This window comes from Micrococcales bacterium (assembly GCA_009784895.1).
Taxonomy (GTDB): Bacteria; Actinomycetota; Actinomycetes; order Actinomycetales; family WQXJ01; genus WQXJ01.
Genome location: WQXJ01000003.1, coordinates 32,436 through 59,051, shown reverse-complemented (window position 1 = coordinate 59,051; position 26,616 = coordinate 32,436). Strand labels below are relative to the sequence as shown.

At 64.3% G+C, this 26,616-nt stretch carries 22 protein-coding genes and 1 tRNA gene; 10 read left to right on the top strand and 13 right to left on the bottom strand.

Features of this window, described 5'->3' with window-relative positions; genetic code table 11:
* Positions 1–10: 10 nt before the first annotated feature.
* The 7 genes from FWD29_01155 to FWD29_01125 all read right to left on the bottom strand — a co-directional run bounded on the left by FWD29_01155 (position 11) and on the right by FWD29_01125 (position 7,592).
* Positions 11–83: transfer RNA gene (locus tag FWD29_01155), tRNA-Ala, on the bottom strand.
* A gap of 218 nt (positions 84–301) precedes the next feature.
* The gene (locus FWD29_01150) at positions 302–1,336 is read right to left on the bottom strand and encodes a hypothetical protein (protein MCL2802553.1); all 1,035 of its coding nucleotides are present in this window, start codon (positions 1,334–1,336) and stop codon (positions 302–304) included.
* Between the two features lie 318 nt (positions 1,337–1,654).
* Positions 1,655–2,443: a hypothetical protein gene (locus tag FWD29_01145; protein MCL2802552.1), complete on the bottom strand. Its 789-nt coding sequence runs from the start codon at positions 2,441–2,443 to the stop codon at positions 1,655–1,657.
* Positions 2,433–3,074 carry a hypothetical protein gene (locus tag FWD29_01140; GenBank protein MCL2802551.1) on the bottom strand — a complete coding sequence of 214 codons (642 nt, stop codon included), beginning with the start codon at positions 3,072–3,074 and terminating at the stop codon, positions 2,433–2,435. Before FWD29_01140 ends, FWD29_01145 begins: the two co-directional genes overlap by 11 nt.
* Positions 3,071–5,866, bottom strand: a complete 2,796-nt coding sequence (locus tag FWD29_01135) for a hypothetical protein (GenBank protein MCL2802550.1) — start codon at positions 5,864–5,866, stop codon at positions 3,071–3,073. The genes FWD29_01140 and FWD29_01135 overlap by 4 nt, the downstream gene beginning before the upstream one ends.
* A gap of 152 nt (positions 5,867–6,018) precedes the next feature.
* Positions 6,019–6,627, bottom strand: coding sequence for a GNAT family N-acetyltransferase (locus FWD29_01130; protein MCL2802549.1), 609 nt, complete (start codon positions 6,625–6,627; stop codon positions 6,019–6,021).
* 20 nt (positions 6,628–6,647) lie between these two features.
* On the bottom strand, positions 6,648–7,592 hold the full coding sequence (locus tag FWD29_01125) for a UTP--glucose-1-phosphate uridylyltransferase (GenBank protein ID MCL2802548.1): 945 nt from the start codon (positions 7,590–7,592) through the stop codon (positions 6,648–6,650).
* Between the two features lie 261 nt (positions 7,593–7,853).
* Here FWD29_01125 and FWD29_01120 point away from each other — a divergent pair, with 261 nt between their 5' ends.
* The 3 genes from FWD29_01120 (at position 7,854) to FWD29_01110 (ending at position 9,937) form a co-directional block, all read left to right on the top strand.
* Positions 7,854–8,591, top strand: coding sequence for a 5-formyltetrahydrofolate cyclo-ligase (locus FWD29_01120; GenBank protein MCL2802547.1), 738 nt, complete (start codon positions 7,854–7,856; stop codon positions 8,589–8,591).
* Between the two features lie 65 nt (positions 8,592–8,656).
* Positions 8,657–9,031 (top strand): FmdB family transcriptional regulator, encoded by a 375-nt coding sequence (locus FWD29_01115; GenBank protein MCL2802546.1) that lies wholly within the window; start codon positions 8,657–8,659, stop codon positions 9,029–9,031.
* 273 nt (positions 9,032–9,304) lie between these two features.
* Complete coding sequence (locus FWD29_01110; GenBank protein ID MCL2802545.1) at positions 9,305–9,937, top strand: SAF domain-containing protein; 633 nt, start codon at positions 9,305–9,307, stop codon at positions 9,935–9,937.
* Positions 9,938–10,023: 86 nt separating this feature from the next.
* On the opposite strand, the gene FWD29_01105 is transcribed toward FWD29_01110, so the two are convergent.
* A complete protein-coding gene (locus FWD29_01105; protein ID MCL2802544.1) occupies positions 10,024–10,413 on the bottom strand; it encodes a hotdog fold thioesterase in 390 nt (129 codons plus the stop codon).
* Positions 10,414–10,791: 378 nt separating this feature from the next.
* Between FWD29_01105 and FWD29_01100 the strand changes: the two genes are divergently transcribed.
* Both FWD29_01100 and FWD29_01095 read left to right on the top strand, forming a co-directional pair.
* The gene (locus FWD29_01100) at positions 10,792–12,405 is read left to right on the top strand and encodes an acyl-CoA carboxylase subunit beta (GenBank protein ID MCL2802543.1); all 1,614 of its coding nucleotides are present in this window, start codon (positions 10,792–10,794) and stop codon (positions 12,403–12,405) included.
* Positions 12,402–12,644: a hypothetical protein gene (locus FWD29_01095; protein MCL2802542.1), complete on the top strand. Its 243-nt coding sequence runs from the start codon at positions 12,402–12,404 to the stop codon at positions 12,642–12,644. Before FWD29_01100 ends, FWD29_01095 begins: the two co-directional genes overlap by 4 nt.
* Here the strand turns inward: FWD29_01095 and FWD29_01090 are convergent.
* The gene (locus FWD29_01090; protein MCL2802541.1) at positions 12,619–13,458 is read right to left on the bottom strand and encodes a Bax inhibitor-1/YccA family protein; all 840 of its coding nucleotides are present in this window, start codon (positions 13,456–13,458) and stop codon (positions 12,619–12,621) included. The two genes, FWD29_01095 and FWD29_01090, sit on opposite strands and share 26 nt — an antisense overlap.
* A 76-nt stretch (positions 13,459–13,534) precedes the next feature.
* Between FWD29_01090 and FWD29_01085 the strand changes: the two genes are divergently transcribed.
* Together FWD29_01085 and FWD29_01080 are read left to right on the top strand one after the other, a co-directional pair.
* Entirely contained in the window at positions 13,535–14,458 is a 924-nt protein-coding gene (locus FWD29_01085; protein MCL2802540.1) for an ATP-binding cassette domain-containing protein, read from the top strand.
* Positions 14,459–14,547: 89 nt separating this feature from the next.
* Positions 14,548–15,345, top strand: coding sequence for an ABC transporter permease (locus tag FWD29_01080; GenBank protein ID MCL2802539.1), 798 nt, complete (start codon positions 14,548–14,550; stop codon positions 15,343–15,345).
* A 13-nt stretch (positions 15,346–15,358) separates the two neighbouring features.
* Here the strand turns inward: FWD29_01080 and FWD29_01075 are convergent, their stop codons facing one another.
* The gene (locus FWD29_01075; protein ID MCL2802538.1) at positions 15,359–19,036 is read right to left on the bottom strand and encodes a hypothetical protein; all 3,678 of its coding nucleotides are present in this window, start codon (positions 19,034–19,036) and stop codon (positions 15,359–15,361) included.
* 322 nt (positions 19,037–19,358) lie between these two features.
* Between FWD29_01075 and FWD29_01070 the strand changes: the two genes are divergently transcribed.
* Genes FWD29_01070 through FWD29_01060 form a run of 3 tightly spaced genes read left to right on the top strand, consistent with a single transcriptional unit; the run spans position 19,359 to position 23,802 of the window.
* Positions 19,359–20,273 (top strand): AAA family ATPase, encoded by a 915-nt coding sequence (locus tag FWD29_01070; protein MCL2802537.1) that lies wholly within the window; start codon positions 19,359–19,361, stop codon positions 20,271–20,273.
* Complete coding sequence (locus FWD29_01065; GenBank protein MCL2802536.1) at positions 20,270–21,415, top strand: DUF58 domain-containing protein; 1,146 nt, start codon at positions 20,270–20,272, stop codon at positions 21,413–21,415. The genes FWD29_01070 and FWD29_01065 overlap by 4 nt, the downstream gene beginning before the upstream one ends.
* The gene (locus tag FWD29_01060) at positions 21,412–23,802 is read left to right on the top strand and encodes a DUF3488 and transglutaminase-like domain-containing protein (protein MCL2802535.1); all 2,391 of its coding nucleotides are present in this window, start codon (positions 21,412–21,414) and stop codon (positions 23,800–23,802) included. The genes FWD29_01065 and FWD29_01060 overlap by 4 nt, the downstream gene beginning before the upstream one ends.
* On the opposite strand, the gene ilvD is transcribed toward FWD29_01060, so the two are convergent.
* From ilvD to FWD29_01045, 3 genes are all read right to left on the bottom strand, one after another.
* A complete protein-coding gene (gene ilvD, locus FWD29_01055; GenBank protein ID MCL2802534.1) occupies positions 23,758–25,611 on the bottom strand; it encodes a dihydroxy-acid dehydratase in 1,854 nt (617 codons plus the stop codon). The genes FWD29_01060 and ilvD overlap by 45 nt on opposite strands.
* Before the next feature lie 281 nt (positions 25,612–25,892).
* Complete coding sequence (locus FWD29_01050; protein MCL2802533.1) at positions 25,893–26,333, bottom strand: type II toxin-antitoxin system VapC family toxin; 441 nt, start codon at positions 26,331–26,333, stop codon at positions 25,893–25,895.
* A complete protein-coding gene (locus FWD29_01045; protein MCL2802532.1) occupies positions 26,330–26,581 on the bottom strand; it encodes an Arc family DNA-binding protein in 252 nt (83 codons plus the stop codon). The genes FWD29_01050 and FWD29_01045 overlap by 4 nt, the downstream gene beginning before the upstream one ends.
* Positions 26,582–26,616 lie beyond the last annotated feature (35 nt).

The following is a 26,616-nucleotide window of genomic DNA, read 5'->3' as shown; positions in this document are numbered from 1 at the left end:
AAGGCGATAGTGGAGCTGAGGAGACTCGAACTCCCAACCCCCTCGATGCGACCGAGGTGCGCTACCAATTGCGCTACAGCCCCGCAGTGAGCGAGCCACGCGCGACGAGTTTACTCGATTGTGCGTAGCGAGCGATCAAGGAGCTGTATTCCTCGTCCTGCGGACTCGTCGACAGCTCCTCGCTCGGCACAAGCGCAAACCCCTTCGGGCTAGCGCTTGACCTCACTCGTTCACTGTGGTTACACAGCCCCGCAGTGAGCGAGCCACGGGCGACGAGTTTACTCGGTCGCAGGCAGAGGAGCTACTCGTTGGCGGTGCGCCGCTTCTCCAGGGCCCGGTCCAGATCGATGCCCTTATCAGCAAAGATCTGCCTGGCCGGCAGACCGCGCGTGGCGGTAACCGGGCCCTCGACCCCAACGGCCAGGGCCTCGGCCGTGGCCTGCTCGGTGGCTCGCATGGCCGCCTGTGAGGCCTTGGCGAAATCGTCCTCGGTCAAGGCTCGGGGCTCCCAGCCGGCCGCCGGTGCGCTCAGCGTGTAGGAAGGCGGCGGTACGGCTGTGGGCGTCCAGCTCTTTGAGCCGGCAGTCTTGGCCTTTTTGCCCGATGCCGGCAAGTCGGCCTTGGCTTTGGTCTTGGCCCGGTCTTTGGTGGCCTTTGGGGCAGCAACGCTGGGGGCAACCTCAGCGGCGGCCGGCAACACCTCGGTGTCAGTGTCATTGCCCTTGGTCGTCACAATGCCCAGGTCGACCTCGGTGATTACCAGCGGCGCCGGCATGGCGAAATCGTGTTGACCAGGTGTGATCCGGCCGGAGACGCCAGGACGGCGTTTGCCCAGCCGGCCCGGCCGGGCCTCGACCATTCGCTCCGATGCCTGCCAGGCTGCCGCTGTGGCGGCCTCGGCCGCCTTGGGCTCTACCTCAGTGGCCAGTTCGGTTGGCGCGGCCGCTTCAGCCTTGGCCCCCCTGGCAGCGACCGGTGATGAACCTGGCCCGGCAATAGCCGCCTGCCCAGCCATGGCAGTGGCAGGCGAACGAATTCCGGCCACCGCCGCCCGGCGTCCTGAAATCATCACACCCACCAGCGCCAGGGCGGTCAGTAGTGGTGCCCACCAGGGCAGCCAGAAGAAGCTCAGCACCACGCCCACCAGGGTCAGCGCCGTCATCGTCGCAGCGATAACGCCACGAATCTGGGCCGCCCGGGCCTGGCGCGCGACCGGGCTTAGTGCCGGCTTGCGAGCCGTGACGACCGGCGGTGTGCTGGTCGGTGTCTCAACCGGCTCCCTGCCGGGGACAGGTGGCCTACCGGGTAGGCCCTGGCGAGTTGGCGGCCTGTTCATTTCCCTTTTCCTTGAAGTCTCGGCGCTGGTAGGTGGTGACAGTAGAGCCCGCGACGACTTGTTGGCCGGCTCGTCCGTCCGGACCGGCTCGATTAGCCTGGCTGCCTCAGAAAACCTGTCCTCCGTTGGCACCTGCGACGCCTGGTGACGCCGGCGGGCAACATGGGGCATCAGGTAGCCAAGGCAAAGCAGCAGAACCGCAATAGCGGCGGGTGCTGTGGGCATCGATTCGGCCATGTGACCCCAAGGTAGAGGCCCAGATGGCCCCCAAGGCGGACCCGGGCCGGAGTGTCGGACTGCAAATCACACTGATGTGATTTAGCCAACTTCCTCCGCAGGTTGAGTTAGCTGGTGTGTCAGTTTGACCGCCAAAACCGGCTGGCCGGCCGGATCCGGATCGAAACCGGCCGTCCAGCTGCCGGTGGCCGGATCAAGCTCGGTGCCAAGGGCATTGGAGCCGGTCACGGTCACGGTGTTGTGATAGGGCGAGGGCGAGTATTCCAAAACTAGGCACCAGGGCTGGTTGACCGTGGTGCCTGCGGGCCTAGCCACGGCTGACGCTTCGACCCCAATGATCTGGCCGTCCGCGTCGACAGGCGGAGTGGCCGGGTCCTCGGCCGCCTCGACGGTGCAGCCGGCGGCCCCCACCTGAAAGGCGGTCCAAGTCGCCAAGCCCAGCACGGTGTCAGGTCCGCCCACCGGCAGGGTCATGTCGAATGTCATGCCGTATTTGCCCGAAACGGCCAGGTCAACGTCAAAGGGCAGAGCCAAGACCTGATCAGGGGCGGCCATCAAGGCGGTGGCCTCATCTGGGCCAAGGGTGAAACCGACACTCGCGTCGGTCCCGTCAGAGCCGGTGGCAACGTCCGTCTGGCCATCAAAAGTGACGGCGAAACCAACCGTGGCCGGTGTCACACCAAGACCAGCGGCCGTGCCCTGAGCCGACCACAGAGCCAAAGACCATTGGGAAAACCAGCCAAGCAAAACAGCCAGCAGCCCAGCCGCGAGGCGGCGCTGCCAGCGGGTAACCCGGCCGGGGTGAGGTGGACGACCCGAGGCCCGGTGGGCGGGACCAGATCGCCCAGATGGCTCTATCTCAGTGTCCATCGATGAACCCCTGCCCTTCCCGGGTCTGGTGGGCTGCCAGCTTCAACTGGCCAAAGCTGGTTGCAAGCGTCAGGCCGCCGGGTTTGGTCGGGTCAAGATAAAGCGGGTCGCCTTCAGGGAACGTCACAGTCACAACCACCCGCCATTCGGTCGGTTCTGGGTTGACCAGATCAGCTACGGTCAGGGCCTGGCCCATAGTGGCTTCGCCACTAGCGGGGGCAACCTCCACCCCACTGGCACTTTCCAAATGCCAGGTCGAGCCGACGGCATCGGGCAATTCGCTCCAGTCGAGCTCAATCCAAACAGCCAAGTTGGAGCCAGAGAAGGTGCCGGTGAAGGCCTGGGTTATGACCAGCATGTCACCCGGGCTGGCGACGAATTGGGCCAAGGATTCCTGGTCCGCGCCTTGCAGCCCAGCAGTTGGGCTGGTCCAGGACAATTCCCCCAGAGTCAGGTTGAAGCTGCCGCCGGTAATAACGATTTCGTGACTGGCCTGGTTGGTCCACCAGGCACGAGCGCTACCGCCCAACAAACAAGCCAAAGCCAACGCCAGCATCGCGGCCAGGACTGAGCGGCCCCAGCGGCGCGCCTCGGCCCGGCGGCTGGGCTGGTGGTGCACTAACTGTCTCATTGGGCCACCGCCTGGCCCAGGCAGCCCATTGACTGCCCTGGCAACAGCACCGGGGCTGGGCTGGGGCAAATCACCTCAACTTTGGGGTCAGAATCGGCCACCACCAGGTCGCCCACGCCCAGGTTTTGGGTCGTCAACCGACTAGACGCGGTGCCCAGCTCGGTGTAGGTAACTGTGTAGGTCCACCACAGCGGAGTGCCAATGGCCAACCGGGAACCGTCAGCGACCTCGACCGCCCCAGCGCTGCCGTCCAAGATGTCTTCATAAGTGGCGCCTTTCGGCACATCGATCCAGGCCCGCTTAACCACGGAGATGACGGAGTCGACCGTGGTCACGGTGACCGGCTGAGCCGCCAACAACAGGCCGTCGTATTGCGGGTCGGCAGAACTCACGGTAAGCGCCAATTCGTCAGTCGGGTTGGCTGGGACCACCGGGGCGCTGATCGTGACGGCGGCGGATTCACTCTCGCCTGCCGTGATGGTGTAGGCCGGGCCCGGGTCCAGGACCAGACCTTCTAGCTCGGTGGGCAGGCCGATGTCGATCGTTACGCTGGCACCCGGCAGCGGCGCCCCGTCTTTTAGCCTCAGGATTGAGACGTAGGCCCCGGCGCTAGAACCGGCCATTGTCAGATCAGTCATGACCTGGGCTGGGTCGGCCGGTTCCAGTGGATTGGCAAAGGTGATGATGTTGTCGGTATCGGGTGTGGCGCCGGTGGTCGAAGCTTGATTGGTAATGGCGGTGCCGGCCATGGCGACAACCCCAGCGGGCAATGACAGTTCGATTGTGCCGGAATCATTGGCCTGGCAAGTCACCAGGTAGTAGTCATCATTGGGGCTCAGGGGCCCGCCCTGCTGCTTGGCCACTGAGACAACTTGGGCGCCGGGGGCGGTCGAACCAGCCAAGGAGAACATCGCCGCGGTTGGCCCGGATTCGAGTTGGACGTCAAAGCTGAGGCGGAACTGAACCTGGCGGGTCATGGTCTCACCAGCCTGGAATTCGGTGTCGCCATAGGCTTCGGCCTGCTCAATCAGCGCGGCGGGCTGGCAGGTACCGGCCAAAGCAATGGTCCTGGAGTATTGCGAAGACTGTGGCTGGGCCCTGCCGCCGCCTTGGGTCTGGAAGCGGAGATAGCCGGAAACCGTGCCGTCTGTGGCGATAGCCTCCGCCGGCAAGGGCACGTTCAGCTCGGTGGCATCCGTCACATTGGCGTAGGAGCCAAGAAAGACCTCGGCTGTCCGCTCAACCGTCCAATAGGCATCCAAAGTGACTGGTGTTTGCGGCAGGACGCTGCCTGGTGAGGCCGCGCTGGGCGGGACCACCTCGACGTGCGCGGCGCAGCCTTGCACCGTGGCAGAGGTGGGATACCAGGGGTTGATTTTCTGGTTGGCGGCAGTGTCCCAGTTGTTGAACATGACGGTGGTGGACGACCCGTTGCCGCCGGCGGTTTCCTCGGTGGTGGTCGTGGACGGGCTTTTGGTGGCCGGACCAAAGGTGTTGCGGGCCACGGTCACGATCCCGGACCTGTGGAGGCGGATGGTGGCGCCAACTCCTGCGGTGGCAAAGGTCGAACCGTAGCCGTCGAAATAGTTGTCAGTGATCCACAGGTTCGAAGCCGTGGTGTTGCCGGCCGTTGAATAGGGTCCCCACCAGTAAATGACCATGCCTTGGTTGGCAATGGTCGTGGTGAAAGTGTTGTTGTCTATCCGGTTTGCCCCGCCCAATTGCTGCAGGTAGGGCAGTTCGATCAGGCCGTCCGCGTTGTTGATCAAGATGACGTTGTCGGTGAAGGTGTTGCCGGAAACAACCAAGTCGTTGATGGGGCCCAAACCGGAGGCGAATGTGATGATCCGGCTGACGGTGGTGGTGCCCCGGTTGAGGTTGGAGACGGAAGAGTTGATCAGTTTGACCCCGTCCAACAGGCCAGTATGAGCGGACGCGATGACAGTGGCGGAGCAGCCGGTGCCCGATGACGAGTTGCAGGTCCCACCTATCGGGTTGGGGAAGTTGACGTTGTCGATGACTGTGTTGGTGGTCGTGGTTCCCGCAGTATTGTCAAAGGTGATCAAGCCATAGGCGGTGCCAACGGGGAAGAAGCCGCCAACGGTGTAGTTGGTTAGCGTGACGTTCTTGGCGCCGCCACGAATGGTCAAAAAGCGCCGCGGGTAGTAGCTGGCGGTGTTGACCGAGGACCCGCCGTCAATGGTGAGGTTTTCGGCCGTCGCCCCGGCGGTGATCGAGCTGCCCTGGGTGTACCAGTCAGTGAAGTTCTTCAGTGTCACATCCGAGCCGCTGACCAGCAGCCCTGTGGTGACCGCCCAGGTTGGGGGGATCAGGGAAAGGGCGTTGTTGAGGTCGATCGTCATTGGGCCAGTGACGTGGTAGTAGGCGCCCGTGTCTAGGCTCGATGTGGCCCCTGCGGGCACCATCCGGTTGGCCACGGTGGCATTGGGCACAATTGCGCCGCCGGGCCAACGGGGGTCGAGTGTGACGGTGACCTGGTTGGTATCTGCCAGAGCGTTGGCTTCCTCAAGGGCCGCTCGAAGTGTGCAACGCGGGACAGTGTCGCCTTCTAGCGTGACCGTGGTGCCGGTATCGCAGAGGCCGTCACCTGGATCGGTGTCCGGTCCGCCAAAATCGGCGCTGTTGACCAGGATGGTGATTTCGGCCGCCTGGGCCCTGTCTGGCCATAGAACGATGCCGCCAAACGCCATCACCAAAACGCCGGCCATCGCAACCAGCCGAGCAAGCTGATCCGATCGCCGGCCCAGCGGTATGGGTATCGAAGGTCGCATTTAGTGATCCTCGTGGCGGGGGTTGGGGTTTAGGGGGGTATCTGGTTCAACCAGGCCCAGACGCCGGGCATTCCCGCCGGCGGGCCATCTGGGGCTGCCTTTCAGCCAAGAGCGAAGGCCTCCTTGGCCGATGCCGTCCTCGCCTCGCGCCGCTAGCCGCCTGCCGCTTGCCAGTGGGCCAGCAGACCGCCGGGCACGTCCTCCGCATGCAGGGCAAAAATCAGGTGGTCGGCCCAGCCGCCAGCGACATGAAGATAGGCCGGCCTAACGCCCTCGCAGCGAAAGCCGAGTTTCTCTACCACCCGCAGCGAATTGGCGTTGGTGGGCCTAATCGGCACCTCGGCCCGGTGTAAACCCAGTACTCCAATGGCGTGGTCAAAGGCCAAGGCCAAAGCGGTGGGTGCGATCCCGCGGCCGGCCAGGTGCTGCGAGACCCAGTAGCCAAAAGAGACCTGCTGCAATGCGCCCCGCTCAATGCCGTTGCCGGTCAGTTGACCAGCCAATTCGCCCTCGAATTCAATCAGCCAGGGCAGCGACCGGCCCTGGCGGGCCAGGCGCAGCTGGAGCCCGGCGTAGCCAGCAAACGAGCTCACGGCGCTTTCGCTGGCACCTAGTGGACTGGTGGTGTCCCAGGGTTCAAGCCAGGCCTGGTTGCGTGATCTCAGTGCACCCCAGGCCCGGGCGTCGCGCCGGCGAATAGGCCGCAGCTTGACCGGCCCGGCAGTCAAAACCGCCGGCCAGGGTGGTTGGTCTAGGTTCAACAAGCGCCTTCGCCTGGACCCTAAGACCCGGTACTGCCAGGAGAGTTCATGCCCTCAGCGACGTACTGCCTCAACCAGGCGGCGAAATCTGCCCCCAAATCAGGATGGTCGCCGGCCAGGCGGACCACCGCTTTGAGGTAGTCGAGTTTGTCTCCAGTGTCGTAACGCCGGCCGGAGAAAACCACGCCGTGGACGCCGCCGCCATCGGCCAAGTCCATCCCCGAAAGTGTGCCCAAAGCGTCTGTCAACTGGATTTCGTTGCCCTGACCAGGCGGTTGGTTCTCCAACACGTCGAACACCTTGGGACTCAGAATGTAGCGGCCAACGATGGCGTAGTTGGACGGCACCTCATTCAGCGACGGCTTTTCGACCAAGTCGGTCAGGCGGAAAACCGACTTGGCGGCCAGGTGCAAGCCGGTCAGCAGCTGGGAGTCGACCGGCGTGGCCGTGGCCGAGCCGTACAGCGAGATCTGCTCGCGCGGGAACTCCATTATGGCCACAACTGACCCGCCCAACCGCTCTTGGACCGCAATCATGGCCGGCAACAAAGGATCGCGGGCGTCGATCAGGTCATCGCCCAGCAGCACAGCGAACGGCTCATCGCCCACATGTTCGCGGGCGCAAAAGACGGCGTGGCCCAAACCGCGCGGCGCGTGTTGGCGAATGGTGTGAATAGTGGCCAGCTCGGCCGGTTCGCGTATGGCGGCCAGCATGTCGGTCTTGCCCTTGGCCTCAAGGGCACGTTCCAAGTCCCAGGCCCGGTCAAAATGGTCCATGATGCAGTACTTGGATCGGCCGGTGATCAGCAGCACGTCGCTGAGATTGGCCGCCGCTGCTTCACGCACCACGTACTCGATGGCCGGCCTGTCTACTACCGGCAACATCTCCTTTGGTGTTGCTTTGGTGGCCGGCAAAAAGCGTGTGCCCAGGCCGCCTACTGGTATCACTGCCTTAGTGGTCTTCACCCTAATCAGCCTACTGGCGAATAGACGTTTTGGCGGGGTACCGGCGCCAGGACGCCCGGTCCACCTAACGCCGTTTGCCCGCAACCGCCCCCTCCACCCGCCACTGCCCTTCCACCCACAACCGCCCCCTCCACCCGCGCCCACCCCCCTTTTTCGCGAGACCGAGCTTTCGCACACGGCCTGGCGGCTGGCCTAGTCTCACCTTCCGTCGCGAGACCGAGCTTTCGCATACAACACGGCGGCTGGCCTAGCCTTGATTTCGTGGACAAACATCAGTGGCGTCAGGCGGCCTTGGTGCGACGGTCAGAATTGGCTAATGCCGCCTCCCGCAACGAGTGCACCACCTTTCCCCGGTCTGAGCTCGCCTTTTGCCGCGAGACCGAGCTTTCGCACACTGCCCAGCCCACCCCCCGCTTCGACCGTGAGGTTGAGCTTTGGCATATGCGGAACCTCGGCCTGGCTGGTTTGATGCCGGCGGCGGGGGAGACCGTGGCCTGTTACCAGTCGTTCGGATCTGAACCGCCAACCAGACAGCTGCTTTGCGACTTGGTCGCCCGAGGCCTTGGCCTGCTGCTGCCCGCGCCGGGCGCGTCGCTCCGAGAGCTGCGCTGGGGGCGGGCCACGGCCGCAACCTGCGCCCTGCCAGTTGCCCCACCAGGACAGTTGCCCAGTCCCCAGCCGCCCTATCTGCCGGCCACGGCATTGAGCCAGTGTTCCTTGGTGATGGTGCCGGCCTTGGGGGTCGACCGGTCTGGAACCCGACTGGGTCGCGGCGGAGGCTGGTACGACCGCGCGCTGGCCCACCGCCGGTCGGGGTCCGTGGTCTTGGCTGTGGTTTACCCATTCGAGGTTCACCCGGCCGGTACTCTGCCGCGAGAGTCTCACGACTTGTCCGTAGACGGTGTGCTGACCGCTGGCGGCGTGGAGCTGTTTGAACAGAATCGAGCCAACGGCAACTGCCCAGATGGTGAACAGACAGTTGGCACTTGGCCCGCTTGAGTGCTAGGAATGACGCCGGACAGTTTGCGTCAAGAATGGCGGCTCGCCGCTGTGGAGGAAGACCGGTGCCTACCTACTCCTACACCTGCACCCAGTGCCATCACGGTTTTGACCAGCGTCAAGACTTCCAGGAGCCGGCGTTGACGGACTGCCCTGAGTGCAGTGGCCTGCTGCGTAAGCGGTTCGGTTCAGTTGGAGTGGTCTTCAAGGGATCGGGCTTTTACCGCACTGATTCGCGCTCCGGCCGGTCGAAATCTGGTTCGGTTCGATCCTCTGGCCGGCCTGACACGAGTGAGACCAAAACCGGCGCAGCCAGTGAGGCCAAAACCGGTGCAGCCAGTGAGGCCAAGACAAGCGCTGCCAACGAAACCAAAACCGGTGCGACAAATTGCTCCGGTGGAGCCGGCGCGGCCAAGTCCAAACAGCCAGCCACCACCTGAACCGGCTTCCGGTTGGGCTAGCGCCGCCAGCCGTGGCCGCCCTGCAGACCGGTCGAAACCTGGATCCAAGAGCAGGCCGGCTGCCGCGCCCTAACTCAGGTGCGACTGGCGCTTGGCCTGGCCAAGGCCTGGCTCACTTTGACGGCGAAGCCCGGACGCGGCATCGGGCACTGCGCCCTAATCCGGCCGGTTGATAACGACCGTGTTGGGGGTTGTCCACAGCTCAGCCCCGTTTGGCCGGCCATTGTCGGTGCCGCCTCATAGCCTTTGTCCATGGCTGTTCGGATTGAGACCAGAGTGTTGCGAGCGGCGGCCTGGCGCTGGCGGTGGGTTGGCGTTGTCCTGCTGGCGGCGCTGGCTCTGCGGATCGCGGTGCCCGGTGTGGTCCAGGCCTTTCGCCAAACCAGTCCGGTGGTCGTCCTTGCCCACCAGGTTGAGGCCGGCGAGGAGCTACGCGCAGCTGACGTAACGGTGACACCGGTGGCCAATGGCCTGGTTCCGGATGGTGCCTTTGGCTCCGTTGACCAGGTCATTGGTCAACGTTTGACCGCCGCTTTGCCGGCTGGTTTGGCTCTGGTTCCGCCTCTGTTGGCCAAACCAGGTGCGGTCAGGGACGCCCCACCAGGCACGGTGGTAGTGCCAGTGCGGCTGTCAGATGGCGAAGTGGCTCAGGTGATACAACGCGGTGACAAAATCGATCTGCTTGGGTCGGCCGGGCCCACCGCCAGCGGGGCGGTTGAGCCGGCCCAGCGGCTGGCTCAGGGTGCCGTTGTGGTGGGCCGCCCGGCCGCGGCCGGGCAGTTGGACACGCCGGGTCTGGTGCTCCTGGCGGTCAGACCAACAGAGGCTGAGCTACTCAGCGGGGCGGCCTCCTGGGCCGTCATCAGTGCGGTTTTGGTTGGCTGACCAGGGGCCAGTCTGGGTGAACCTGGCTAAGGCCTCTCTGACCTTGGCCTGGGCCTCACTGGCTTTGGCCAGGTGATTGGCGGCGCCTAGGGTTGCTCGGGTTCGATCAGCAGGTTTGTGACGCGGACTGTTGAGACTCTTAGGCCTGAATCGTCGCTGATGACGATCTCGTGACTGGTTGTCCTGGCTCCCAAATGCAGCGGAGTGGCCACACCAGTGACGGAACCCTGGCGGGCCGGGCGGTGGTGGGTGGCATTCACATCGACCCCGACGGCTACTTTGCCCAGTTCAGCCGCGTGCAAACAAGCCGCCCACGAGCCCAGGAACTCTCCGAGCGCCAAGGAGGCACCGCCGTGGAGGCGACCGAAGGCCTGACGGTTGCCGGCTACTGGCATGCGCGCCACCACGCGCGCAACCGATTGCTCTTGTACTTCGAGACCCAGTTTCTGGTCCAGTTCGCCCAGTGTGACCTGCATGGTTGAAGGCTAGCTCATGCCTGAACGCCCGTCCCAATGAGGTGGCCTGTTCGCCAGTAGCCGGCTTTCGCCTGGATCCTGGTCATCACCCCAGGTGATCGCGCTGTCGCTGACTGGGCCGGTCGGCAGCACTGATTCTTGACTGGGAGGTCGCTTAGGCGGCCGGCTCGGTTTTTTCGATTTCGTCTGGTCCACGGCACCACCCTACCGACCGCTGCGGTTTGCCTCAGGGTTGGGGGAAGGCGGTAGACCCTGCCGCCCCAGTTGTGGAGTTCCTACAAGACTTGGTCAATGTCTCCTGCAGCGATGTCCACCGCTGGACCTGCAACCTAGGCTGAACCACTAAAGACCCTAAGTGTCCAGGAGGATTCCAGCCCTATGACTTCGATTGCTGATCAAGCCTCGAAGCCAACCAGTAAGGGCCGCACCGCGGCCCAATTGGCTGACCATTCTGACCGGATCGACCATGCCGTCACTCAAGCGGCCCAAACGGCTGCGGAAAAACAGCACGCCAGAGGCAAACTCTCGGCCCGCGAGCGGATCGACCACCTGCTCGACCCCGGCAGTTTTGTCGAACTCGACGCCCTAGCCCAACACCGCGCCACCGCCTTTGGCTTGGAGCGCAACCGACCCTACGGCGACGGTTTGGTCGCCGGCTACGGCAGCGTTGACGGACGTCAAGTCTGTGTCTTCTCCCAGGACTTCACCGTTTTTGGCGGGTCGTTGGGTGAGGCGCACGGCGCCAAGATCACCAAGGTGCAAGATATGGCTCTGCGCCTGGGTCTGCCGATTATTGGTATCTCCGATGGCGGCGGCGCCCGGATTCAAGAAGGCGTGGCCGCCTTGACCCAATTCGCCGAGATCTTCCGCCGTAACGTGGCCGCCTCCGGCGTCATCCCACAGATTTCCCTGATTCTGGGGCCCTCGGCCGGGGGTGCGGTTTACAGCCCGGCGCTGACCGACTTTGTCATCATGGCCAAAGGCACCAGCCACATGTTCATCACCGGCCCGGATGTCATCAAGGCCGTCACCGGCGAAGAGGTCGGTTTCGAGGAGCTTGGCGGCGCCACCACCCACACCACCAAATCTGGGGTGGCCCATTTCGCCGGCCAGGATGAAGAAGAAGCCATCGACTTTGCCAAGACCTTGCTTAGCTACCTGCCCTCGAACAACCTGACCGAAGCACCGTCCTACCCGGCCCAAGTGGCCCCAGACTTGACCCCTTCGCCGGACGACCTGGCTTTGGACACCCTGATTCCGGATGAGGACAAAGCCCCATACGACATGCGCACGGTCATGGAGCACATCTTGGATGAAAGCGACTTCCTTGAGCTCCAGGTGGACTATGCCCCAAATGTCGTCACCGCTTTTGGCCGGGTCGAAGGCCGCTCGGTTGGCATAGTTGCTAACCAGCCGCTGGCCATGGCCGGCACCCTTGACATAGCTGCTTCGGAAAAGGCTGCCCGGTTTGTCCGGACCTGCGATGCCTTCGACATCCCAGTTTTGACATTGGTGGACGTACCTGGTTTCCTGCCCGGCACCGACCAGGAATGGGATGGCATTATCCGCCGCGGCGCCAAATTGATCTACGCCTACGCCGAGGCCACTGTGCCGCTGGTCACAGTCATCACCCGCAAGGCCTACGGCGGTGCCTACATTGTCATGGGCTCAAAACAGCTGGGCGCAGATATCAACCTGGCCTGGCCCTCAGCCCAGATCGCGGTCATGGGGGCGGAAGGTGCGGTCAACATCCTGCACCGCCGCGCCTTGGCGACTGCCGAAGAAGAAGGCAACGCCGCGGCCCAGCGCCAGACCCTGATCGAGGAATACACCGAGGCCCTGATCAACCCATATGAAGCCGCCGGGCGAGGTTATCTCGACGCGGTGATTGCGCCATCGGACACCCGGGTCCAAGTCAGCGCCGCCCTGCGCGCGCTGCGCACCAAACGGGTCGCCACCCAACCCAAAAAACACGGAAACGAGCCACTATGACCCCCACCTTTGAAGTGGTCAATGGCGAGGTCACGGCCGAGGAACTGGCCGCCCTAACGGCCTCGATTTTGAGCCTTAGGCCAAGCAGCGCCGCCCTGACCGCAACTCAACCGACCAGCTGGCGCCAGCCCAATAGCTGGAAAACCGCCGTCTCTTTCCGCGCCCACCGCCCGCTGGCCCAGCCGCGCCGGGCCGGTAGCCAGCGCAAAACTGCTAGTTGTTGCGCAGAATGGCGATGATCCGCAACAACTCCAAATACAGCCAAACTATGGTCACCATCATGGCGAAGGCGGCCGTCCAGGCCAGCTTGCGCGGCTGACCAGATTCGACAGCGACTTTGACGGCCTCGAAGTCGAGCACAAAACTGTAGGCCCCAATCAGCACCACCAAAATGCCAACGACCAGCGCCAAGGGGATTCCGGCCACCTTGTACTGGTACATGCCAAAGCCATCAACTGCGCCCGTTAGCACCAAAACCAGGTTGATCAGCGCGAAGACGATGTAGCCAGCAAAGGCAATGAAGAAGATCTTGGTCGCCCGGCCGCTGGCCCGAACCTTGCCGCTGGCAAATAGCGCCAAAGTGACGCCGAAGACCGCGCCGGTGGCCGCCAGCGCCTGGACTACCACGCCGGCGGTGTATTCCTCGTAGAACTTTGAGATTCCGCCCAGAAAGACACCCTGGCAGGCGGCGTAGGCCAGGATCAGCGCCGGGCTGGGTTCGCGTTTGAAAATGTTGACAAAGGCCAAAACCAGCCCGGCGATGGCGCCAATAGGCCACAGCTGCGGCGCGACCATCCAAGTGGCGGCCCCCAGGATGACCACAACCGCCAGTAGACCAGCGGTTTTGACGATGACATCGTCATATGTAATGCGCCCGGTCTGGGCGGCACCGGCGGCGGGCGCGGTGTACATAGCCTGGAGTTGCTCGGCCGCCAAAGTGGTTTGAGCTGCGGCCGGAGCCTGTTGGGCGGCGGCCGGATTGGCCTGCCGTCCCATGGTCGCAACAGGGCGGGGATTGAAGGCTTGGTTGCGAGCGAACACCGGGTTAGTCATGTCGCTAATGATAGCTGGCGGTCTGGTCAGGTAGTTTGTCTCCCATGCCAGGTCCAACGCCCGGGGGAGTCACCCCATGATCCAGACCGAAGCCCTGACCAAGGTGTTCGGCTCGAACGTGGCGGTCGACCACCTATCGGTCACGGTTTTTCCGGGGCTGGTGACCGGATTCTTGGGGCCAAACGGTGCCGGCAAATCGACCACTATGCGCCTGATGGTGGGCTTAGACCGGGCCACATCCGGACGTGCCCTGGTCAACGGTCAGGCCTACCGCAAACTGCGAGACCCGTTGGCCCAGGTCGGGGTGCTATTGGACGCCAAGGCCGTCCACCCTGGTCGCAGCGCCCGCTCCCATCTGCGGGCAATGGCCGCCACCCAAGGTATTGGCCGGCGTCGAGTCGAAGAGATGATTGAGCTAACCGGTCTGGGCTCCGTGGCCTCCAGGCGGGTGGGCAAATTCTCGCTCGGAATGCACCAACGCCTCGGCATTGCCGCCGCTCTGCTCGGTGACCCGGCCGTACTGATCCTGGACGAACCGGTCAACGGGCTCGACCCGGAGGGTGTTGCCTGGGTGCGTCAACTGGCCCGGGGCATGGCCGCCCAGGGCCGGACCGTCCTGATCAGTTCGCATCTAATGAGCGAAATGGCCCAAACTGCCGACCGGGTCATCATCATTGGCCGCGGTCGCCTGATCGCCGACACCTCAGTGGCAGACCTGATCGCCCGCACCTCGGGGCAAACCAGTTTGGTCCGCAGCCCCCAGGCGAGCCAGCTGTTCGAGGCTCTGACCCGCCAAGGCGCCAAAGTCAAAACCCAGGCCGAAGGCACGCTGATCGTTGACGGCTGGCCCACTGCCGCCATCGGCGATCTGGCCGCAGCCGAAGGCCTGACGCTGCATCAGCTGACCTCTCAAACCTCGACCCTGGAGGCCGCCTACATGGAGATCACCCGCGGCGCGGTCGAGTTTCGCTCCGGTTTGCCAGGCGGTGGTGCCCGATGACGGCGCCCCAGCCGGCCGCTCCCCTCGCGCCGAGCGGACCGCCGCCTGCCCGTCCGCCAACTGAGCCCAGCGCGCCCGGACGCCACCGAGTGACCTTCCCCAGGGTCGTTCGAGCCGAATGGATCAAACTCCGCACGCTGCGTTCGACCTGGTGGGTGGCCGGGGTCTACCTGTTCTTGACCATTGGCGGCAACACCTTGGCGGTCTATGGCACCTTCTGGGACATGGATGTTGGCAGCGACACCGAGGTCTGGGACGGCATGAACCAAAGGATTTCGGAGTCCTTAGCTTCGGCCATAGGCAATATGACGGCGGTCATGGCCCTGATGGTGCTGGCGGTGCTGGGGGTACTGAGTGTCACTAACGAGTACTCCTCCGGCATGATTCGCTCCAGCTTTGCCGCCGTGCCGGGGCGCTCAATGGTACTGGCGGCCAAAGTGTTGGTAATCGCAGTGTTGACGATGGTATTGGCGGCCTTGGCCGAGCTAGTTGGCTTGGTGGTGGCGCTGCTGGTGTCATTGAACCGGGTGGCCTCGCTGGTGATGACCCCGGTGGCGGCGCGCTGCCTGGCGGGCGGCGTGGTGGTGGCTGTTCTTTACGTCTTGATTTTCCTAGGGCTCGGCGCCTTGCTGCGGTCCAGCGCGGGCGGGCTAGCCTGCGCATACGGTGTAGGCGTGGTGGTGCCGCTGATCATCCTGCCGCTGCTGGCCATCATGATTAGGAGCATTGGCAAAGCTATCCAGTTCTTTCCCATCGGGGCGATGGACATTGTCAATGTTTACAAGTCGACCGATATTGGCCCCTGGGGCGGTCTGGCTGTCTTAGTGGGCTGGGCGGTGGTCAGTCTTGGCCTTGGCGCCTGGCGTTTCTCACTGCGAGACGCCTAGGCCAAGACGCTGGTTAGGCGTCTGCCGCCGGAGAACAGGCGGCCTGGACCACGGTGCGGGCCTCGGTCTCCGGGTCCATGAAGACCGGGGCGCTCCAGGTTTGGACGGTGCTCCAGCCCAGGGACTCGAGTTGGCAAGGCCAATGGCGCAATTTGGTCCGCAGCGATGGTTCCGCCACAAATGCGGCATCGTCGCTGAGCACAGCGACGTCGGGATTGTCGGTGGCGGGATCACTAACCACCATGGGAATGACCTTGGTTTGACAGCGGCCGTAGCCGGTTGTGACGCCTAGGCCCCGGCGTTCGATCCGCCGGGCCAAATCGGAGAACAGGGCTTGAGTTGGCCGGGCCGAGCCGTTCATGGTGATGTTTGAGTGTTGCGCTAGATCAAGCACCCGCTTGAACAGCGCCGGCCCGGCCCCGTGTAGCCGGTCATCGTCTAGGTCGGAGGACTTCAGGCTGGAGACCACCGCCAGGCGGCGCTCGGCCCCTACCAGAGCTCCGGCCAAAATGGCGGCGCCTTCGTCGCCGTCAAGCTGATCAAAGTCGTAAAGCACATTGCCGCGCGGTGAACGGGCAAAACCGCAGGCCAGGACGACCGTCTTGGCGGTCAGGCCAGAGGCGGCGACGGCGTCGGCAACCATCAGCTGAGCCTGGCCGCCGTGGGCTGGCTCGGCTAGGGCGGCTTCGATCAGTTCGTCGCCGGCTTTGACTAGGCGGTTTAGGGCAGTCAAGAGGCGTTCGGCCTGGTCCGGACCGGCGCCAACTACGGCCAGGGACTCACCGGGCCAACGCTCAAGGTAGGAGTGGACCAGATCGCCAACCAGGTCAATTTCCTCCACTGGCGCGTCGATACCACTGCCGCCACGCGCCACGCGGCCCACGCCGTCAACGTAGTGCCAGCTCAGGGCCTCGACGCTGGAAGGCATTGGTAGCAATGGACCGAGCGTGGCGTAGCCGACCGATTCGAGAAGCCTGGCCAGGCGCGGGTCGCGTTCTTGGCCTTCAGCTGGTAGCTCAACTTTGGGCATGACCTGCGCTGCGGCCTGGGTCAACGAACCAGCTGCCGCCCGGCCAGTGTCACCGAAGACCACAACCTGGTGGCCGCGACCCAGGGTGGGTACGGCCACGGCTGTGCTCATTGCATCGGCGCCGTCGACGATCACCAAATCGAAGACCGGGCCGCCAGTTTCGGTCAGTGGGATGGCTCCGGGCACCATAACCGGGCCCGCCATGATGCATGGCCGGGCTTTGAGCGCCACGTTGGGGGCGTCGGCAATGACCTGGCGCAAGGTGGCGCCAGCCGGGGCGTGGGCCAGCTTAAAGGCCTGGCCTGGATAGTTCTCCGCCGCCTGATCGCGCCAGGCGCAGATGGCCGCCCTGATCGGAGTTGGTTTGGTGGCGATATGGGCTACGTCGAGTTCGCAATACGACTCAACCAGGCTGCCCAGCTTGTCGCCGCCAAATTCAGCCAAATCCGGATTGGCCTCCAGTGCCGTGGCCAGGGCGGTCGACCACCAGGCCAAATCTGCTTCGCGGCCAACGGCCGCGATCTCGGCCGCGGCTTCGACCTGCTCAGGGTCGACTGGGCCGACCCGGCGTGAGGTTAGGTCGCCCAGCAGCTCGCCAAGGCCAGCCTGGTGGAGTTTGACGGCCAGTTGGTTCATCTTGGGCAAAGTGTCCAACCAGCCCCGGTCTTGGTCGAGCCGATCGAGTCTGGCGATCAGGCCGTCGAAAGGCAAAGTCACCAGTGACTCGCCCTGGGACTTGGTCAAGATTGCGTCTAGGGCGTCGAGATCTGAGCGCACGGTGGCGTATTCGGCCTCGACCTGGGCCATGCCAGCAGGCAGTCTGGGCCAGGGCACGTCCGGCGCCCAGCTGAGCCAGATCTGGCGCTGCTCGGCCACCTGTTCCAAGGCCTGGTGCAGGTTGTCTACTCTGAGCCCTGGACGCACCAGGTCCTTGGCCTGCTTGATCAGCCGCCGCCGGGTGCGGTTCGACATTTCAGCCTTGTTAGCGGCACGCCATTCGGCCGTGGCCGTAGCTGCCACCATGTCGCTAGGAGACCGCTCAAAGACTTCTGGAATGAACTGGTCGAGGGCTTGGCGCACACCCACCAGCATGTCCAGTTGGTCGCCCCAGCCGGCAATGGTGGTTGATTCGGCCAGCTCGGCCTCGCTGGTGACCTGCTTCATTTGGTCAATGACCTGGGCTAACGATCCCACCCGCAGGCGGTCCAATAGGGTCAAGGCTTGGTCGGACTCGGACTCAGACATGACCGCTGCGCCGAACCACGCGGTCGCCTCGGCTGAAACCCGGAACATCCCAAGGCGGGCGCCCTGTTCTAGCCAGCTACGGACCTCGTCCCTGGCTGGCGAATCCAGGCGCGCCGCGGTTTGTAGATTGAGACGAACGGTGGTGCGGGCAGAGGGATAGTCCTCAGTGATGCGAGCAATGGCCTCTAGGGCGTCATAGGCCGAGACATCCAATTGGCCCATCGGCTGGTGCAGCGCGTCAATATAGGCCGAAATCTGCGCGCTCCGCTCAGTCAGGGCAGACCTGATGCGCAAAATGCCAGCCGCATCAACCGGCGCGCTGGACACGTACATGCCCTTGACCAGGTGCGCAACAGAGCGGTTGGGCCAACCCGGGGCCGGTTTCAGATCCAGCAGCCCCTCGCCTAGGCCGTGTGCCTGCAAGGTCCGCGCCACCGCCTGAGCCGAACGCCGTTGGCCGCCAACGTAAAGCACCGAACGTCCCGAACCAATTGAGTCGGCAATAACGGCTGCCACTGTGGCCGGCCCAGCTGGTCCTGGTGGCGTGTCTACCAGCACTGATGCCCCAGCGGCCACCACGTCGACAACGTAGGACTGGCTGGGAGTCAAATCGCCCACGCCACGCTCGTGGTCTGGTGGGCGGTCGCCTTCCAGGCGCGGCGCCAGGGCCGTACCGAGCAGGCGAATCTGGGCTGATTCGTCGCCCGCCAAGGCTGCAATCACCGGATGACGCTGCAACAGCTCCAGACCGTAGTCGATATCCCGCATCAGGGTCTGGCCAGGGTGTTCATAGACACCGACAATTGACTTGTTTTTGACTGTGAAGTCGCCGTAGGCCGCTTGCCCCATCGCTTCGACGGCCCGCAATACCGGGGTTGGATTGAAAGCTGAACCGGACAATGCGTCACGGGCTAACGCCGCCGGATCAACCGGAATACCACGCCCAGTCAAAGCTCGGACCAATTCCGGATTGATTGATACCGAAGGCTCTAGTTCCAATTCGAGGCCGTGGTTAGTGTTGCGAATATCAATCCCACGCAGCATCACCGGCACACGCATTGGCACTTCGCTGCCGTCAACGTCTTCCACGGTCCAAAAGGCAATGCCCAATCCAAGTTGAATTGGCGGCAGCCCGTAGCGTTCGGCATGTGCCTCGGCTAGGGCTTTGACTTGGGCGGCCTTGAAACCGGCGGCCCGGGCCTCGGCTTTGTCGCGGACCAGCGTGGAGATGAGTGTGGGCCGGCCGGCATACAGCTGGGCAATACCGCTGGGGTGGGCCGTCGTCAGGTTCAGAACCGTGTTGCCCAAAGCCGCAATATCGCGCATAGCGCTAGTGCCGCCAAGGGTCGATAACTCGGCATTCCAGCCGTCGAAAACCCGGCCCATTTGGGCAGCCCTAAGGTCTTCTGCCGTCACAGGGCGCGGCCCAGTGACGGCCCGATTTGTCGCAGCTCGCCTTAATCCGGCAAAGAAAGCAGGCCTCACGGGCACAAACTTAAGCCGACATGTCTCCAAGTGGTGGGAGGCGCGCCTGTCCCTGGCCAAGTGGCGGCAGTGGGTCCAGGTAGACTGGCCTGTCGAGCCAATGGCTTCTCCACCCCAACCCGAGTGAACCAGGATTCAGATGCTGCCAAGGCCGTCGCCAGAGTCAGTCGCGCCCAGGTCAACTGCCAGAACACGCCCTGACCCAGCGATCTGGCAGGCCGTGGCACGGCAGGCCGGCGCCATCGAGGCCAATATGGCCCGGGTGATTTCCGGCAAGCCTAATGTCATCAGGTTGGCCGTGACCGTCTTTTTGGCTGACGGCCACCTGCTAATCGAGGACGTACCAGGCGTCGGCAAAACCATGCTGGCGCGGGCCTTGGCCGCCTCGGTTGGTGCCACCGTCCGCCGGATCCAGTTCACGCCCGACCTGCTGCCTTCTGATGTGACAGGCGCCCCGGTCTACAACCAAGCTGCCGGTTCATTCGAGTTTGAACCCGGCCCGGTGTTCGCCAACATTGTGATTGGCGATGAGATCAACCGGGCCAGCCCGCGCACCCAAAGCGCCCTGCTGGAGTGCATGGAGGAGGGCCATATCACCGTCGACGGCACCTCTTACGCCCTGGAACAGCCATTTCACGTGGTGGCAACGCAAAACCCAATCGACATGGAGGGCACATACGCCCTGCTAGAGGCCCAGCGCGACCGCTTTATGGCCCGTCTGGCCATTGGCTACCCGGACCGCGAGGCCGAGCGTGACATGGCCCAAGCCCGCCAGCTGGCTGAGCCAATCAGCTCAATTGGACCGGTCGTGACTTTGGCCGCGGTTCAACAGATGATCGCCGCCTGCCACCAAATCCACACCGCCGAGGCGGTCACCGACTACGCGGTCGACCTGGTCAGGGCCACCAGGTCGCACCAAGGCTTGAGATTGGGAGCCTCACCACGGGCGGCAGTTCACCTGCTGGCGGCCGCGCGGGCCCACGCCGCTTTGGCCGGCCGGGGGCATGTCCTGCCCGATGACGTCCAGGCCTTGGCCGGGCCAGTGCTGGCACACCGTTTGGTCACCAGGGCGCCGGTGCGTGGCGTCGACGCCGCAGCCCAGTCCATCGGCGTGGTGGCCGAGGTGGTCAAATCCGTGCCGGTGCCGGTGCCCATCGCAGACAAATGAGACGGCGCGGCCAGGTGGCCGTTCGGCTGACCGGGCGTGGCTGGTGCCTGACCGGTGCCGGGCTGGCCGGCTTGGCCCTGGCGCTGGTGTTTGACCGGCGCGACCTGCTGCTAGTAGGGCTGGCGCTGGTGATCTCGGTGGCGGCATCCTGGCTAGTTGGGCGTTTTGGTCGCAACCGGTTGGACTTGAGGCGGCAGCTGCCAGTGGCGCCGGTGGCCTGCGGTGTGCGGCTACCTGTGGTCTTCCATTCGCCTGGGCCGGGGCTTAGGGCGCGCGACTGGCCGGCGGTGGTCGATGTCACGCCTACTGGCGTGATGCGAACCGGCCGAGCGGAGGTAGCCGGCCACAGCCCAGCTTTGGTCTACTGGCTGGGCCTTGGTGCCAGAGGTGCCTGGCGTATTGGGCCAGCTTTGAGCCAGCATCTGTCCCCTCTGGGCGTGGCCTGTGTGCGGCGTGTGGTCTGCCCGCCCGGTCAGGTGTTGGTCTCTCCCCGGCTGATCCACGTGCCGCTCAGCCCGTTCCCGGCGGAGAGTCAGGAACGCGAAACCCTTTTGGGCCGGGCCGGGCCGCTTGAACTCGACCCGATTTCGGTGCGGCCCTATCAAGTGGGCGACCCGCGGTCCAGGGTGCATTGGCGTTCAACGGCGCGGCGGGCCGAATTGATGGTTCGTCAAGACCGGCCCCGGTCTAACACCACTGTCTGGCTGGTGGTTGATACCACGCAGGCCGGTTCGGCCAGGCAGGTTGAACTGGCGATTTCCGCCGCCGCCAGCGCCTTGATCCGACTAATGGCCAAGGGGCACCCGGTCCAGGTAATGACCACTTTTGGCCAGGTCCTGGGTCCCTACGGCCTGGGCGACCAGGATCTGGCTCTAGCTGATTTTGCCCGCCTACAGGTCCGGTCCGGGCCAGAACCGAATTGGGTCGCCGCCTTGGCGGATCAACTGCCATTGCGCGAAGGCGAGACGCCAGTGTTGGTGGTACTGGGCCATGCCGGTGGCTCCCGGACCCAGGCACTTGACCGGTTGGCCAACCTAACCGGCCCACCCCAGGCCTTGTTGGTCGGTCCGGCGGCGGCATTAGCCGGCACTTTGACGGCCAATGGTTGGCAGGTCAACCTGGTTAGGGCGGATGTCACGTGACTGGGTCAAAGGCTCTTGGGCAGCGTGACCGGGCGGAACGATCCGACCGCAGTGACGGGCGTGACCGGGCTGGCCGCCGCGACCCTAACATCAAGGCGGCCATGTCACGGGGGGTGTTGTGGAGCACCGAATTGTGGCAGCCACCCGGACGTGGAACGAACCAGGATTGGGCGGTCTCGGTTGGTCTAGCCGTCTTTTTGGGCTCAATCCTGTGGCCCTTATCCGGTTTGGTCGCCGGCACCACCTGGATAGCGGCCTACCTGGCCGGGGTCGTCGGGGTTCTGCTGATTGGACAAATCTTTGCCGCCGGAGGGGTGCGGCGCTGGTTCGTCACCGTGGCCCAGCTGGTGGCCGCGCCGCTGGTGGCGTTGTTCTTGGCAGCCCCGCCGTTTGGACCGTTTGGCCTGTATCCCGGATCTGAAAGCTGGCTGCACCTCGACGCCTTACGCGGTCAAGCGGCTAGAACCATCGACTTAGGTGTGCCGCCAATCGCCTCCGTCCCAGGCATTTTGGTACTTGCCGGGGTGGGCGGGGGATTGCTGGCCGCCATCGTCGACTGGTACGGCCGGACGGTCAAGGCGCCGGCCGTGGCTGGTTTGGTGGCAGCCTTACCGGTGACGCTGGCCGTGGCTTTTGTGCGCCAGCCAATCGCGGGCTGGCGCCTGGCTGTGCCCCTGGCCGCCTTCCTGCTTTTGCTGGTGATCAGCGCCCCGGGCCGGCCGCGGGTCAAGGCAGCCGGTTTGGTCATCACCGCCTTGGCTACCGCCTTGGCCCTGCTCGTTAGCCAGGCGGCGCCGGGGCTGCAATCCTCAGCCTTGTTCCAGCCCGGGGGACGGGCGGGCGGAGGCGGCACAGGCGCCGAGTCGACCTTGGTGGACTTGGGCCGCGACCTGCGCCGAAATTCGAATGCGCCCGTCGCCCAATACGCCACTGACCTGCCGCAGGGCGTCTACCTCAGGTTGACCACGCTCAACTGGCAAGCCGGCGGCTGGGCCGCCAGTGAGCAGCTTTTGGCTGTCCCATTCGAAGACCAGCACCAGGCCATCAGGGCGAACGCAACTCTGGAGGCAACCGAACACTTGCTCGACATCGACTTGATCGATCTGGGTGGCGATTACCTGCCGCTGCCTTGGGTCACCACCGGAATCGAGGGTCTAACACCGCCGGCTTGGCTTGACCCAAGTGACCTGACCGTTCAGTACGAGCGCGGTGAGGCCCCGGAGATGACCTATCGAGCCACCTTTTCGCTGGTGGATCTGACCGCCGCGGCCAGCCCGGATTTGGCCAATCCGTACTTGGCCAGCCTGGGCCAGCTCTGGCCCTACCTGGAGCTGCCTTCATTGCCGGAGATAGTCGAGACCACCGCGCTGCAAGCCGGGGCCGGGTTGACATCACCTTTAGACGCGGCCCAGGCGCTTGAAGCCCACTTCCGCAGCGGCGACTACAGCTACTCAACCACCACCCCTTTGCGACAAGACTACGACGGTGACTCGACAGAAGTAGTGGCCCGCTTTTTGGAGGTCAAATCTGGCTATTGCATCCATTTCGCCGTGGCCATGGCTCTGATGGCGCGGGTCTTGGGAATACCAAGCCGCATCGCCACGGGCTACCTGGCTGGTCGACCAGACGGTCCGCCCGGCCCCAACGGTCTGACAACCTTCACCGTTAGGGCCAATCAGCTCCACGCCTGGCCCGAGCTCTTCATCGATGGGGTTGGCTGGGTGCCATTTGAACCGACCCCGCCTTCTGCCGCCGGCCAGACCCCAACTCCCGCCAGCCCCAGCCCCACCGCTAGCCCCAGCCCCAGCCCGTCGCCCAGGCCAACTGCTGCCGCCAGCCCCAGCCCAAGTCACGGCCCGGCTCCAGATGCTGATTCTGGGTCGCCATTCCACTGGTGGCACGGCGGCTTGGTGGTGTTGCTACTGATGGGGCTGGGTTTTATTCCGGCCGCCCTGCGTCCATTTGTCCGATGCCGGCGCTTACGTCGCGGCCTGCCCGGCGCCTGGCGAGAGCTGGTCGCCAGCGCGGTTGACCTGGGCTTGGCCGGACCTCAAAGCGAGACGGTGGTCCAATTTGGCCAGCGGCTGGCCAACCGCCTAGACGAGGCCGCCAGTTCAGGCCGGCTCGACCTAACAGCCCAGCAGGAGACTTTGGCGACCTTGGTCGACCAGGTCACCACCCTGGCCTACGGCGACCAAACCGCCCTGGTCGACCAGGGCATCCTGCCGGCTCCGGGCGAGGTAAGCCAGCTTCCCAGCCGGAGCCAAATCCGAGCCCTGTTGCGGGCCTTGGCCCGGACAGCCGGGCCAGCCGCCCACCTGCGAGCCCGCCTCTTGCCCGCATCAACCAAGGCGGCTGATGTCGCGCACCGCCCCTTTGTCGGCTGAGCTAGCCAGGGCGGCATAGACCTGCAAGGCCTGAGAGACAGGCCGGTCGCGGCCAAGGGGCAAGTAACCAGGACCGCGTTCCATTTGATCGCGGCGGCGGGCCAGTTCATCCGCTGGCACATCCAGCTCCAGACCCCGTCCCGGCACGTCGATCCGGATCAGATCGCCGTCTTCGACTAGGGCGATCAACCCTCCGGCCGCGGCCTCGGGCGAGATATGGCCAATCGACAGCCCGGAGGTGCCGCCGGAAAACCGGCCATCAGTTATCAAGGCGCAGTCTCTGCCCAGGCCGCGGCCCTTGAGATAGGACGTCGGGTAGAGCATTTCCTGCATGCCGGGCCCGCCTGCCGGTCCTTCGTAGCGGATCACCACCACGTCGCCGGCTTTGACCGCGCCGCCCAAAATGCCTTCAACAGCGGACTCTTGTGATTCGAAAACCACCGCCGGGCCTACGAACTGCCAAATCGACTCGTCCACCCCGGCGGTCTTAACCACCGCCCCGTCCAAGGCCAGGTTTCCGCGCAGGACCGCCAAACCGCCATCGGCTGAATGGGCGTGCGCCGCATCACGCACCACGCCCGCCGCCGCGTCAAGGTCAAGCGACTCGAAATACTCTGACTGGCTCATGCCATCAGGCGAATAACGCCCACCCGGCGCCGCCAAAAACAGTCGCCGCGCCGCGTCGGAAGCCTGGCCGGAGCGCACATCCCACTGGTCGAGCCACTCGGCCAGCGAGCTGGCGTGAACGGTGCTAACCGAATCGTCCAACAGCCCAGCCCGGCGCAACTCGCCCAGAATGGCTGGAATCCCGCCGGCTCGGTGGACGTCTTGAACCAAAGCGCTGCCATTGGGAGAGATCTTCGCCAAACAGGGCACGCGCCGCGACAATTGCTCGATCTGGTCCAGGCCAAAGCCAACCCCGGCCTGTTGGGCGATCGCCAAAATGTGCAGGATTGTGTTGGTCGACCCGCCCATAGCGATGTCGAGTGTCATGGCGTTGGTGAGCGCCGCCTGGGTGGCGATAGCTCTGGGCAGGACGCTCTGGTCGCCATCTTGGTAGTGGCGATTGGCCAGTTGGACTATGCCGGCGGCCGCCCTTTCGAATAGCTCCCGCCTGGCGGTGTGGGTCGCCACCAGCGTGCCATTGCCCGGCAGGGCCAGGCCCAAGGCCTCGGACAGGCAGTTCATCGAGTTGGCGGTGAACATCCCTGCACAAGAACCGCAGGTGGGGCAGGCGGCCTCTTCGATGCGCTGCAGGTCTGCGTCGGTGGTGGCCTGGTTGGCGCTTTCACTCATGACGTCGACCAGGTCAAGGCGCTGGCGGGTTTGGCCGTTGGTCAAGGTGGCGCTGCCGCCCTCCATTGGCCCGCCGGAGACAATGATCGTGGGCAGGTTCAACCTCATGGCTGCCATCAGCATGCCCGGGGTGATCTTGTCGCAATTGGTGACGCAGATTAGAGCATCGGCCCGGTGGGCTGAGACCATGTATTCGACCGAATCGGCAATCAGGTCCCGGCTGGGCAGCGAGTAGAGCATGCCGCCGTGGCCCATGGCAATGCCATCATCGATGGCGATGGTGTTGAACTCCCGGGCAATGCCCCCGGCTTGGTTGATGGCCTCAGAGACGATCCGGCCGGCCTGGGCTAGGGGGGTGTGGCCGGGCACAAACTCGGTGAAAGAGTTGGCCACAGCGATAATCGGCTTGCCAAAGTCTTCGCGGGCTACCCCGGCGGCGCGCAGTAGGGCGCGGGCGCCGGCCATATGGCGCGGCTGAGTCAGCAGATCAGAGGGTTTTGGCAGCTGTGGCATGACTTGGGTCTTTCTGGCTCGTTGCGTCCCCCAAGCCTACGCTGGGATGCGAGCTGCCCCAGTGACACGACAAAAGCACAGCTCAACCCCACATTTGCAGCGAGACCGAGGTACCGCACACGGCCAAGCCCGTGACACTGAGGTGGGGGCCGGCATCGGGCAACAGGCAATGCTCTGCCAATGCTCAACTTCGCGACAAAAGTACAGGTCAACCCCACATTTGCAGCGAGACCGAGGTACCGCACCTGGCCCAATCCGCGAGACAAAAGCGGATGTGCCACTTAGCCGCCCGTCCAAGCCTCAGGGCCATCCCACGGGTTGACCAATGGCACTTCAAAGCGGGCGAAGTCACCAACGTTCCGTGTTGCCACCGAGGCGCCAAGCACCACCGCTGTGGCCGCAATTAGAGCATCAGCGAAGGGCGCCGGATCAGGCACATGAAAGGCAGCCGCTGCCGAAGCAACCTCCCGGCTGACGGGGACTACCCGGCCTTCGAATGCCTCAACCAACATTTCTAGCCAGTCCCGGTAGACCAGGCCCTGCGTCGGGTCCCGGCGCTCGGTCAGCAGACAGCCAACCTCCATTTCGTGCAGGGTGATGACCGAGATGAAAGCTTTCGCCAGTGGAGCCGCTTCGGCCCAAGCCGCGAACGCTGGGCTTGCCCGGCCGGTCCTGGCTCGCCGAAGCTCGGAGGCGACCATGGTGTCAAGGACCAGTTTCATCTAAGGTCAGCTGGCCGTGGGGTATCAGCCGATCGCACGTATGGGGTCGCCAGATCAGCCAGATCGGCGCGACCTGACAGGTCGGCCAGGACCGCATCCCGGGTCCAACGCAGCAGCCGGTTGGTGCTGCTTTGAAGGATCTGGCGCGCCTCAGCCTCCATTGACCGGCCGTGGTGGGCAGCGATCTCCTTTAGCCCTTCGTAGGTTTCAGGCGGTAGAGCCCTCACCGTTAGCGTGCGTCGTTCCAAGCCGCACCCCCTTGCTCAAGCTGCATGCAGCAATG